This window comes from Vibrio tarriae, assembly GCF_002216685.1.
Classification (GTDB): Bacteria; Pseudomonadota; Gammaproteobacteria; order Enterobacterales; family Vibrionaceae; genus Vibrio; species Vibrio tarriae.
In genome coordinates this window covers 881331-893341 of record NZ_CP022353.1, presented here as the reverse complement: position 1 = coordinate 893341, position 12011 = coordinate 881331, and the positions used below count along the sequence as shown (strand labels likewise).

Annotated in this window: 8 protein-coding genes; 7 read left to right on the top strand and 1 reads right to left on the bottom strand. The window is 46.4% G+C overall.

What is annotated here, in order from left to right; all coding sequences use genetic code 11:
* Positions 1–238: 238 nt before the first annotated feature.
* From CEQ48_RS09700 to CEQ48_RS09690, 3 genes are all read left to right on the top strand, one after another.
* Entirely contained in the window at positions 239–1780 is a 1542-nt protein-coding gene (locus tag CEQ48_RS09700; protein WP_001286252.1) for a DUF3360 family protein, read from the top strand.
* Positions 1781–2045: 265 nt separating this feature from the next.
* On the top strand, positions 2046–4322 hold the full coding sequence (gene pflB / locus CEQ48_RS09695; protein ID WP_089071095.1) for a formate C-acetyltransferase: 2277 nt from the start codon (positions 2046–2048) through the stop codon (positions 4320–4322).
* A gap of 177 nt (positions 4323–4499) precedes the next feature.
* Positions 4500–5486 (top strand): lipid A deacylase LpxR family protein, encoded by a 987-nt coding sequence (locus CEQ48_RS09690; RefSeq protein WP_162813137.1) that lies wholly within the window; start codon positions 4500–4502, stop codon positions 5484–5486.
* A gap of 17 nt (positions 5487–5503) precedes the next feature.
* Here the strand turns inward: CEQ48_RS09690 and CEQ48_RS09685 are convergent, their stop codons facing one another.
* Positions 5504–7384, bottom strand: a complete 1881-nt coding sequence (locus tag CEQ48_RS09685; protein ID WP_089071093.1) for a methyl-accepting chemotaxis protein — start codon at positions 7382–7384, stop codon at positions 5504–5506.
* A 333-nt stretch (positions 7385–7717) separates the two neighbouring features.
* Between CEQ48_RS09685 and pflA the strand changes: the two genes are divergently transcribed.
* From pflA to CEQ48_RS09665, 4 genes are all read left to right on the top strand, one after another.
* Positions 7718–8458: a pyruvate formate lyase 1-activating protein gene (gene pflA, locus CEQ48_RS09680; protein WP_055027981.1), complete on the top strand. Its 741-nt coding sequence runs from the start codon at positions 7718–7720 to the stop codon at positions 8456–8458.
* 65 nt (positions 8459–8523) lie between these two features.
* Complete coding sequence (locus tag CEQ48_RS09675) at positions 8524–9183, top strand: energy-coupling factor ABC transporter permease (RefSeq protein WP_089071092.1); 660 nt, start codon at positions 8524–8526, stop codon at positions 9181–9183.
* 121 nt (positions 9184–9304) lie between these two features.
* Positions 9305–9805, top strand: coding sequence for a YfbU family protein (locus tag CEQ48_RS09670; RefSeq protein ID WP_000426107.1), 501 nt, complete (start codon positions 9305–9307; stop codon positions 9803–9805).
* 244 nt (positions 9806–10049) lie between these two features.
* Positions 10050–11984: a PrkA family serine protein kinase gene (locus CEQ48_RS09665; RefSeq protein ID WP_000021516.1), complete on the top strand. Its 1935-nt coding sequence runs from the start codon at positions 10050–10052 to the stop codon at positions 11982–11984.
* Positions 11985–12011: the final 27 nt, after the last annotated feature.

Sequence of the window (12011 nt, the reverse complement as noted above, 5' to 3'; positions counted from 1 at the left end):
GATATCACTGGCATGTGTAGTTTTCTTTCATATTTATTCGTAAAGTGATCAAGATCAATCGCCCTTATTGATAAGCACGTTAAACTCGCCGCAAATATAAGGTCATCATAATGATCAGTATTTGTGTTAGAAGTGGCCCATTTGACTCGTGTCAGAAACGCTTCAACACTTTTTTTATTCATGCAATTAAACAGTATTCACAACTGAATTATTTACTTTTACAAATATGAGGAATCATATGTCAGACGTTATGAACAAAGAGCGCTCAGACATTGAGACGAAAAGCTACCGGGAGCTTCACCGTCCTGCTTCTGAGTTTGCAACTCGCTCAGAATATCTGGATCATGAACTGCAAATCATGAAGCCACGCCGTTTTGGTCTCAATTTACCTGGGCGAGATTTCCGCTTTGAGCTGGAAGACTTAGTTCCTGCACTAGCGGGCACCATCGGCATTATCTCTATGTACTCCGCAGTAATGATGTCTTGGGCTGACGGCCTGACTCAAGCGTGGGACCATATTAACTTGGGCAAAGAATTTGCTATCGAAGTCGCTCGCGTAGAAATGCTTTTCCCAGCTCTTTTCTTCTGTGTGATTGCTTCAGGTTTCTTAAACCCTCGTGCTAACCTTGCTGGCAACCACGGTCCGATGATTCCTCTGATTGGCTCTATCGCTCTGGCCGGCGCACACCCTCTTGCACTTGCTATCCTCCTTGGCGTTTTCGGTCTTTTGCTCAGCTACTTCAAAGGTGGCTCCAAACTGGTGAACCTCACCTCTGAGGGCACAGCCGGCGGTTTGCTGATCTTCCTCGGGTTTACCGGTACGATGAGCCAAATTACATCGATACAAGAATGGGCGGTTGGCTTGCAATCTGCCGACGTTGCGGCAGGCAGCATGGGCTACATTGGTCTTGTCGTGCTCGGCGTGAACATCGTAATTTATGCTCTGCTCGCTAAGTTTAACTTGCGCTGGTTGGCGATTCCGGTGTGTGCCTTTACTGGCCTTGTGATTGCGCTTGCCTTGGGTGCGGGCTTTGACCTGAAATTTGAAACCCAAATGGGCTTGCCAAACCTGAACCCTGTTTACTGGTGGGGCAGCACTGAGCAAGGTTGGATGTTGGGTATGCCAACACTACAACACTTCATCGCTTCATTGCCATTTGCGATTTTGGCGGTTGCCATGTGGTCACCCGATTTCCTAGGTCACCGTATCTTCCAAGAGCTGAACTATCCAAAACGTACTGAAAAAGTACTGATGGATGTGGATGACACCATGACTATGTGTTCTATCCGTCAAATGGTGGGTACAGCGCTGGGTGGCGGTAACATCACCTCTTCTTGGGGTACATACATGATCCCAGCGGCGATTGCGAAACGTCCAATTCCAGGTGGTGCCATTATCCTTGGCTGTTTGGTGATGACGATTGCAATTCTTGGTTTCCCAATGGATGCAGCCGTATGGCCACCAGTTATGCGCTGTGCTCTGTTAGTCGGTGTATTCCTACCTCTGCTGGAAGCGGGTATGCAAATGATCAAAAACACCAAAGATTCACAAGCAGCAGGTATCTGTATTTTCGGTTCAGCGGTAGTAAACCCTGTACTGGCTTGGGCTTTGACTATGCTTCTGGACAACAACGGTCTGATTGGTGACAAAGAGCGCGCAGCAAAATTGTCCTTCATCGATAAAGTTGTGATCCCCGGCGGTGTGCTAATCATCTGTTTGATTGCTATGCTTGCTGTTGGCATGTTGGAAAGCCAATACGGTCTGCAAGCTTGGTTGTAATCACCATTCTTGATTTGGGTAGCGCTGACCGCGCTACCCAAACTTTATTTTAATTTTTTAACTTTTATTGATTTAGTTTAAGGTTTACGAAAAATTTTTAGCGTAGAGTGGCTACATTAAAGGAACTAATAGCGATATCCATATTCAAATAGTCACAGTGTGAATTTGGATATCGTTATTGAAGAGTGTACTGCTCCTCTCGGGGATAGCTGGCTCAACGGCGAAAACAGTACGTGTTTTTTCTACTCATAAAGGTAGGTATGTCATGGCAGAGCAATTTGCTAAAGCTTGGGAAGGTTTTGCGGCAGGTGACTGGCAAAACGAAGTTAACGTTCGTGATTTTATTCAAAAGAACTACACACCGTACGAAGGCGACGAATCTTTCCTAGTCTCAGAAGGTACTGAAGCGACCAACAAGCTTTGGGCTAAAGTAATGGAAGGCATCAGACAGGAAAACTCAACTCACGCTCCTGTTGACTTCGACACTTCTCTTATCTCTACCATCACAGCTCACGACGCTGGCTACATCAACAAAGACCTAGAAAAAATCGTTGGTCTACAAACTGATGCTCCTCTGAAACGTGCAATCATCCCTAACGGTGGTATCCGTATGGTGGAAGGTTCATGCAAAGCATACGGTCGTGAACTGGATCCACAAGTTTCAAAAATCTACTCTGAATACCGCAAAACTCACAACGCAGGTGTATTCGACATCTACACTCCAGAAATTCTGGCTTGTCGTAAATCTGGCGTTCTGACTGGTCTTCCAGATGCTTACGGCCGTGGTCGTATCATCGGTGACTACCGTCGTGTGGCTCTGTACGGTATCGACTTCCTGATGAAAGACAAACTGGCTCAGTTCAAGTCTCTGCAGGAAAAATTTGAAAACGGCGAAGATCTGCATATGACCATGCAATTGCGTGAAGAAATTGCAGAACAACACCGTGCATTAGCTCAAATGAAAGAGATGGCTGCGAAATACGGTTACGATATTTCTCGCCCAGCTGAAACGGCACAAGAAGCAATCCAATGGACTTACTTCGGCTACCTAGCGGCAGTGAAATCTCAAAACGGTGCTGCAATGTCTCTTGGCCGCACCTCTACTTTCTTGGACGTGTACATTGAGCGCGACATGAAAGCAGGTAAGATCACTGAAGAAGAAGCGCAAGAAATGATCGACCACTTCGTCATGAAGCTGCGTATGGTTCGTTTCCTACGTACTCCTGAGTACGATGAGCTGTTCTCTGGTGACCCAATTTGGGCAACCGAATCTATGGGTGGTATGGGTCTGGACGGTCGTACGCTGGTAACACGTACTAACTTCCGCTTCCTGAACTCACTGTACACCATGGGTCCATCTCCAGAGCCAAACATCACTGTCCTGTGGTCAGAGCAACTGCCTGAAGGCTTCAAGAAGTTCTGTGCGAAAGTGTCTATCGATACCTCGTCTATCCAGTACGAAAACGATGACTTGATGCGTCCTGACTTCAACAATGATGACTACGCTATCGCATGTTGTGTATCACCAATGGTTATTGGTAAACACATGCAGTTCTTCGGTGCTCGTGCCAACCTTGCTAAAACGCTGCTGTATGTAATCAACGGTGGTGTGGATGAGAAACTGAAAATCCAAGTGGGTCCAAAAATGCCTAAGATCACCGACGAAGTGCTCGACTTCGACGATGTATGGGGCAAGCTGGATCACTTCATGGGTTGGCTGGCAACACAATACGTCACTGCACTGAATGCCATCCACTACATGCATGACAAGTACAGCTACGAAGCGGCTCTAATGGCGCTGCATGACCGTGATGTACGTCGTACTATGGCGTGTGGTATCGCAGGTCTGTCTGTAGCGGCTGACTCACTGTCTGCAATCAAGTATGCAAAAGTGAAGCCTGTTCGTGACGAAGATGGTGTAGCAGTCGATTTCGTTATCGAAGGCGACTACCCTAAATTCGGTAACAACGATTCACGCGTTGATGACATCGCCTGTGAACTGGTTGAGCGTTTCATGAACAAGATCCGTTCACTGAAAACTTACCGTGACGCAGTACCAACTCAGTCTATCCTAACTATCACGTCAAACGTGGTATACGGCAAAAAGACAGGTAACACGCCAGATGGCCGTCGTGCAGGTGCTCCATTCGCACCAGGTGCAAACCCAATGCACGGTCGTGACGAGAAAGGTGCGGTTGCGTCTCTGACTTCAGTCGGTAAACTGCCATTTGCTCACGCGAAAGATGGTATCTCTTATACCTTCTCTATCGTGCCAAATGCACTGGGTAAAGACGAAGGTTCACAACGTGCAAACCTAGCTGGCCTGATGGATGGTTACTTCCACCACGAAGCAGGCATCGAGGGTGGTCAACATCTGAACGTTAACGTTCTGAACCGTGACACTCTACTTGATGCAGTAAAACACCCTGAGAAGTACCCACAACTGACTATCCGTGTATCTGGATACGCAGTGCGCTTTAACTCTCTGACTGCTGAACAGCAACAAGACGTTATCGCTCGTACTTTCACTGAATCTCTATAAGATTTAGCGAGCCTCTTCAAAGCCCCGTTTCAACGGGGCTTTTTGTTTTTTCACGCAACACGATTTATTTCTGTATCTCACGGCACATTTGTGCTCTTCTTTACTAGGTTTATTTGCCGCAATGGCTCATGATTAATGAGCTTTTGTTTTATTTCTCCGAGACATAGTTCACTTCACATGAAATCGATTCGCTATTTACCTTTACTGTTCATCAGCACTTACGCAGCTGCGGCGCAGACTTCAACCTTCTCCCTGAGCATCGATAACGACGGTGTATTCGGGGTAGATCAAAACTACACCAATGGCCTTTTCCTAAGCTATACCTCTGGAGCCATTACTCCTTATTGGCTTGTAAAACCGCTCAGTTTATCCATTTGGGGCGCTCCCAGTTTGGACAAATGGGAATTCACCCTCGGGCATAAGATGTGGACGCCTTCTGATATTGAATTGACCAAACCACAGCCGAATGAACGCCCTTATGCAGGTTATTTACACACTGAATTCAATTACCTCAGCCTACATCCACAACAAGCACAACGCTTCAATCTCACCTTAGGGATGACAGGGGAAAGCGCCTTGTCAGAAGAAGCACAAAAATTGGTGCACAGCATTACGAAATCCGATGAGCCCAACGGCTGGGCATACCAAGTGGAAGATCAATTGGTTGGTAGCCTAGGTTATCGCTCCCATTTTAACTGGGGTCGCTACCAAGCTTTAGCCGGTACAGAGTTAGAGCTGGCCAATATCTCTGAAGTCAATATCGGCAACTTTCGCAGTGATCTTTCCTCTGGACTCATGTTGCGCTGGGGAACCGATTTAGAAAACAACTTTGGCGCAGCACAAATTTCGGTTGAGAATCCGTTTACTCCCGGCATGATTGGCGCCTCCAACCAAGGCTGGTTTGTGTTCACCGGTATCGAAGGTCGCTATCGATTTAACGATGTGACGATTGAAGGTGACCGACCACTGAATGGCTTAGATCAACCAGCCGAGTATTACCAAGTGCATGTTGAGCCGTGGCAAGCCACTGCTGTGGTCGGTTTTGCTATGTATGCTCGTAGTTTTGGGGCAAGTTTAACCTTTACCGCTAACACTCCTGAGTTTAAAGAAGATAAAGAGTCGATTAGCGGTACGGGTAACGTGGCTTTGTACGCCTTCTTCTAGCGTGGATAATCGAGGCTCTACAACGTAAAGCGTCGGCAATCATGCTCTAAACTTTCTGCGCGTGTCTCAACTTCACGGCTGGTGACGCGCAGTTGAGTGTTATATGACTCCAACGCTTGCATCGCACTCGAAATTTGGCTCATGCTTTCCGCCATTGCTTGACTGGTTGCGGACAGCTCTTTTATCGACGAAAAAATTCTTTCCGTTTGCGATGCGGCTTCATCCGTCCCTTGGGTAATTCGCTGTAACGCTTGCATGGCTTGATTGCCTTTGCTTTGCCCCTCTTCCATAGTCTGCTCGGATTGGTTCATAAACAAAATCACTTCCGCACTCTCTTTTTTCATAGTTTCTATCGTGCCGGAAATTTCGCTTACCGCATTCACAGTTCTAACGGCTAAACTACGCACCTCATCGGCGACAACCGCAAATCCGCGTCCTTGCTCACCCGCACGAGCAGCTTCAATCGCCGCATTGAGTGCCAATAAGTTCGTTTGCTCCGCAATACCGTTAATGATGTCCATCACAGAGTCGACTTTGGCAGAAGCTTGCTCCAGCTGCTGAATATGGCTGGCGGCTGACTGCAAAATATTCCCAACATCTCGCAAAGAGCCAATCGCGGCACTGATAATTTTACTGCCTTCCGCGGCTGCGAGAGTAGAGGCTTTACTGATTTTGGTGACCACTTCGAGAGAATGGGAGACTTGTTGTGTGGTTAAGCTGACCTCTTCTGTCGCTGAGGCGAGTCTTTGTGTTTGATCCATCACATCGGACTGACCACGCACCAGATTATCAATCGCCTGATTGAGCGCCACAGCATCCCCCGACAATGCCACACTACGATCTTGCACGACATGCACTAAGCCACCGAGATTTTCACAACTTTTGTTTACTGCAAACGCTAACTGATTAAACTCATCTTTTTTATTGGATGTCAGAGCTAAACGCTGAGAGAGGTCGCCAGAAGAGAGCTTTTCTAATACGCGGCCTATCTGCGTTAACGCTTTAGATAGCGAGAAACTCACCATCATAAACAGCAATATGGTCAACACCGCCAGAATCACGCAAGCGACTAAAATGGAGAGCAAGGTTTGCTCGCCCGCTTTCTCAGCCAACGATTGATAACGACTACTCACCTCTTCTAGACGCTGCGCGGTTGATTCAATCACACCTTGCGCAGTCGCTTCACTACTGAGTAAATTTTTTTCGATATCTTTGACTTGCTGCGACAGCTCACTGACTCGCAAAAATGTGGTTTTAAACTGTTCAATTTCCGCTTTATACAGATCGAGCATGGCGTAGGATTGCGACATACTGACAAAACCAGCTAACGCCCGATTGAATAAGCGCAAGTTTTGTTCATTCGGTTGTAGTAAGTAATTTTGCTGGGCTTTGATCATTGCTTGAAAATCGGAATTGATGGTTACCATACCGGTTTCATCAATTTTCTTTTCTATAGTCGCTGCCAATTTTTTCAGCTCGGCCAGCTTACCATCATCGACGTTAAAACCAAGCTCGCCTTTAATATCAAGCCACGGCTGCATGTCGTCGTTAAAAGCCTGCACCGCTTGCTGTAAAGCGTTACCTTCATTAGCAAAGTTATTCTCGGCAAGAAAGCGCTTATCCCCTTCCACTTTTTGCATTAGCTGAGCCAAGCGCGTTTTAATCTCAGACACCTTGCTTGACGAGAGATGTTCACGCTCAGCGGCTAATTCAAACAGCTGTGCTTGAGTCGCAAACAAAGCCGCAGATCCCGCTGTCACATCGCCACTTTGTTGATACTGCGAGTTCATTTTAGATAAACTTTGCGCGGCAAAACCCGCTAACCCGATGAAGCCCAAACAAAGTACAAGGATAAATAAGGTGATTTTTTGCTTTTGTGAAAGTTGCGCTACATCCATCTTTCCACTTCCTTTTTTAAATACTGCATCACTGCACTGTTCAGTTCGCCAGCTTGCCCACTGGCAACAGATACGCTTTCTCATGGATAGCAAAAGTTTAGACCTAGGATCCCAAACTTACCCATTTTTCACTGAAATTGATTGTTCGCCTCCAAGAGAGTCGTATACATAAGAGCGCCACTGGACAGGATGAGAAGAAGGGAGAAAAGAGTCCAAGTGCTCACCAGCCCTTGCTGTCATTGGCGATGCGACCAATTATCAGGGAGATAAACCTATTTAATCCCTGCTATTTGTAATAAAATAACGGCCAAACTACATAACTGAGAAGCGCTCATGTCTACCATTGGTCGAATTCACTCTTTCGAATCTTGTGGCACTGTTGATGGCCCAGGAATCCGCTTTATTGTCTTCCTGCAAGGGTGCCTGTTTCGCTGTAAATATTGTCATAACCGCGACACTTGGGATACTCACACAGGCCGTGAAGTGACGGTTGAGGAAATCATCAAAGAAGCGAAATCTTATCGCCATTTTATGAACGCTTCTGGTGGTGGTATCACCTGCTCTGGTGGTGAAGCCATGCTGCAACCCGAATTTGTGCGTGATTTTTTCCGCGCAGCGAAAGCCGAAGGCATCCACACATGTTTAGATACCAATGGCTACATTCGTAAGTTCACACCTGTGATTGATGAAGTGCTGGAAGTGACAGATCTAGTCATGCTCGATATCAAACAGATGGATGACGAGATTCACCAAGATCTGATCGGTGTGTCCAACAAGCGCACTCTCGACTTTGCTCGCTACCTACATCAAATTGGCCAAAAGACTTGGCTACGTTATGTGGTGGTTCCAGGTTACACCGATGATGAAGCCTCAGCTCATCAGTTAGGTGCGTTCATCAAAGACATGGAAAACATCGAGAAGATCGAACTGCTGCCTTATCACAAACTTGGTGCTCATAAATGGGAAGCCATGGGTGAAGAGTACCCATTGGAAGGTGTGAATCCCCCAAGCAAAGAAACCATGGATAAAATCGTAGCAATCCTTGAGCAGTATCACTCAAACGTAAAATATTGATTCATCCTCTCGACGTTATCGTAAAAAATACCAACCTCGGGTTGGTATTTTTTTAGGTAACGCAATTGGAACTCGCACAAATCGCTTCGACCATCATTCTCTTCATCGTGTTGTTTTGGGTAAAAAAAGATACCCAACACGCGCTATGGCCGAAGTTTCGAGATGACAAATCCTTCCAACATCTCACCTACTTTGTGATGCTGGGGCTATTTCTACTCTGGTCAGCACAAGCCAGTGTTAAAGAAGGGCTCACCATTCATTTTCTCGCCTTAACCACATTGACCATGATGTACGGTTGGCGCAGTGCATTTATTATCACTATCCCTGTCACCGCTGCCCTAGCATTGTTTGGCAAAATAAGCCTTGCCGCTTTGCCAGAGTATCTGCTGCTTTCTAGCTTGCTGCCTATATTGATCAGTTACTCGGTATTTGCCTTAAGCTATCACTACCTACCGAGAAACATCTTCGTGTTTATTTTTGTGGCTGGCTTTTTTAATGCCGGCGTTACCGGCAGTTTGCATCTGTTGCTTAACTCCCTTTATATCTGGCAGTTAGGTGCTTATGACTGGACCACAATCACCGACAACTATTTGATTTTTGTTCCGCTACTCGCCTTCCCCGAAGGCCTGTTGAATGGCATGGCGCTCGCCATTTTGGCCGTATTCCGCCCTGAGTGGCTGCGCGTTTTTTCCGATCGCGATTATTTGTACAACCACTATCATTAAGCATGCTGTTTTTTTTGTGCTTTCACTATTAAAACCGTGTTGAGATCATGTTTCACTCTGCACCAATGCTGTTAACCTTAAATCAGCAAAATAATAACTCTGATTTGAAGTGAGGCTTTACATGGAAATGACCAACGCTCAGCGTTTGATCCTATCGAACCAATATTTCCTTATGTCACAACTTGACCCAAACAACGCAAATAAATATAAGCGCTTGCAAACGATTGTTGAGCGTGGCTATGAGCTACACATGCGTGAACTGAACCGCGAGTTTGGCTGCCTACCTGAAACCGAGTGTCGTGAAATCATCGACATCATGGAGATGTACCATGCGATGCAAGAATCCAACCGAATGCTGGACGATGCTGCACGAAAAGACGTAGACCAACGCCGTTTGACATTCCTAGGCTTTGATATGGCGACCGAAGCACAGTTGGTCAATTACGTCCGTTTCTTAGTGGACTCTGAAGGTCTCTATCCTCAGTTTGACAAAGGCGAACACCATTTCAACAGCCAAATGCCGATGTTGGCAAAATACCGCCGTATGTTAACCACTTGGCGTAACTGTCCGCGTCAGTACCATCTGTCAGGCAATGAATTACGTCAAATCATGAACGCCTAACCCCACTTTCTCCATCACTTTTTTCTCTTAAGCTGGCTTTAATGCCAGCTTTTTATTTTGCGATTTTCCCACCACACATTCTTCTCTCTACCTTCCCTGCTTACCCGATTTACCCGAAATCACGATTTTGAAATAAAACCATAATTCTTAAGCAAAAGAGTAGATTACAGACTAGGCTTAAATTGTTAGGGATTTGTATACAGCGGTTGTATGTCGTCATGACATTTTCAAAGGGGAAACAACTATGAGTATTTTTGAACACTTTCAGGCACGCTATGAAGCCGCCAAGGATGAAGAGCTGTCCATTCAGGACTTTCTGGCTCTGTGTAAAGAAAACAAAAGTGCTTATGCCAATGCCGCGGAGCGCTTGTTGCTGGCTATCGGCGAACCCGAGATGATTGATACATCCAAACATTCGCGCCTTAGCCGTATTTTTTCCAACCGAGTGATTGCTCGTTATAAAACTTTCGAAGATTTTTATGGCATGGAAGAAGCCATAGAACAGATCGTCGCTTACCTCAAGCATGCTGCGCAAGGCTTGGAAGAGCGCAAACAGATTCTCTATTTACTCGGCCCTGTGGGCGGCGGTAAATCATCACTGGCCGAAAAGCTCAAAGCCTTAATGCAACAAATGCCGATTTATGTGTTGTCGGCCAACGGTCAACGCAGTCCTGTTAACGACCACCCCTTCTGTCTATTTGATGTGAATGAGGATGGTGAACTGCTCAAACAAGAATATGGCATTGATCGTCGTTACTTGCGTTCCATCATGTCACCTTGGGCAGCCAAGCGCCTGCATGAATTTGGTGGTGACATCACTAAATTCAAAGTAGTGAAAGTACGTCCATCCATTTTGGATCAAATCGCGGTCGCTAAAACCGAGCCGGGTGATGAAAACAACCAAGATATTTCGTCTCTGGTCGGTAAAGTCGATATTCGTAAACTCGAACACTTTTCACAAGATGACCCAGATGCCTACAGCTACTCCGGTGCGCTATGCCGCGCCAACCAAGGTTTGATGGAATTCGTGGAAATGTTCAAAGCACCGATTAAAGTGCTACACCCACTGTTAACGGCCACCCAAGAGGGTAACTATAACGGCACCGAAGGACTTTCTGCTTTACCGTTTGATGGGATGATCCTCGCCCACTCCAACGAATCCGAGTGGCAGACTTTCCGTAACAACAAAAACAACGAAGCGTTCCTAGACCGAGTTTACATTGTCAAAGTGCCTTACTGTCTGCGCGTTTCAGAAGAAGTCAAAATCTACCAAAAACTGTTGGATCACAGTGAGCTTTCCAAGGCGCCTTGTGCCCCAAGCACACTCGATCTGCTGGCGCAATTTAGCGTATTGTCACGCCTGAAAGTGCCAGAGAACTCTTCCCTGTTCTCAAAAATGCGCGTCTATGATGGTGAAACGCTCAAAGATACCGATCCAAAAGCTAAAAGTTATCAAGAGTACCGTGATTACGCAGGCGTTGACGAAGGCATGTCCGGGCTTTCAACCCGTTTCGCGTTCAAAATCCTGTCTCGCGTGTTCAACTTCGATCACTCCGAAGTCGCCGCGAACCCAGTGCATCTGTTCTACGTTATCGAACAGCAAGTCGAGCGTGAGCAGTTCCCACAAGAAACGGCGGATCGCTACAATGAGTTCCTCAAAGGCTATTTAATCCCGCGCTATGTCGAATTCATTGGCAAAGAGATCCAAACCGCTTACTTAGAGTCTTACTCTGAGTACGGTCAGAATATTTTTGACCGCTACGTCACCTACGCCGACTTCTGGATTCAAGATCAAGAGTATCGCGACCCAGAAACTGGCCAACTGTTTGACCGCTCTGCACTCAACAGTGAACTGGAGAAAATTGAGAAAACCGCGGGGATCAGCAATCCAAAAGACTTCCGTAATGAAATCGTTAACTTCGTACTGCGTGCCCGTGCCAACAACAATGGCCAAAACCCAGTGTGGACCAGCTACGAGAAATTGCGCACTGTGATTGAGAAAAAGATGTTCTCCAATACTGAAGATCTGCTTCCAGTCATCTCCTTTAACGCTAAGACCTCATCCGACGATCAGAAGAAACACGATGACTTCGTCGCTCGTATGATGGAAAAAGGGTACACCGAAAAACAAGTCCGCTTGCTGTCTGAGTGGTACTTGCGAGTACGTAAATCCTCATAGTGTGTATGCCGTGTAATGGTCGGCGGT

What these genes read in the sequence shown, in the direction of transcription:
- CEQ48_RS09665 (WP_000021516.1), top strand. Translation starts at nt 10,050, where the DNA reads ATGAGTATTTTTGAACACTTTCAGGCACGCTATGAAGCCGCCAAGGAT.
- CEQ48_RS09670 (WP_000426107.1), top strand. Translation starts at nt 9,305, where the DNA reads ATGGAAATGACCAACGCTCAGCGTTTGATCCTATCGAACCAATATTTC.
- CEQ48_RS09685 (WP_089071093.1), bottom strand. Translation starts at nt 7,384, where the DNA reads ATGGATGTAGCGCAACTTTCACAAAAGCAAAAAATCACCTTATTTATC.
- CEQ48_RS09700 (WP_001286252.1), top strand. Translation starts at nt 239, where the DNA reads ATGTCAGACGTTATGAACAAAGAGCGCTCAGACATTGAGACGAAAAGC.
- pflB (WP_089071095.1), top strand. Translation starts at nt 2,046, where the DNA reads ATGGCAGAGCAATTTGCTAAAGCTTGGGAAGGTTTTGCGGCAGGTGAC.
- pflA (WP_055027981.1), top strand. Translation starts at nt 7,718, where the DNA reads ATGTCTACCATTGGTCGAATTCACTCTTTCGAATCTTGTGGCACTGTT.
- CEQ48_RS09690 (WP_162813137.1), top strand. Translation starts at nt 4,500, where the DNA reads ATGAAATCGATTCGCTATTTACCTTTACTGTTCATCAGCACTTACGCA.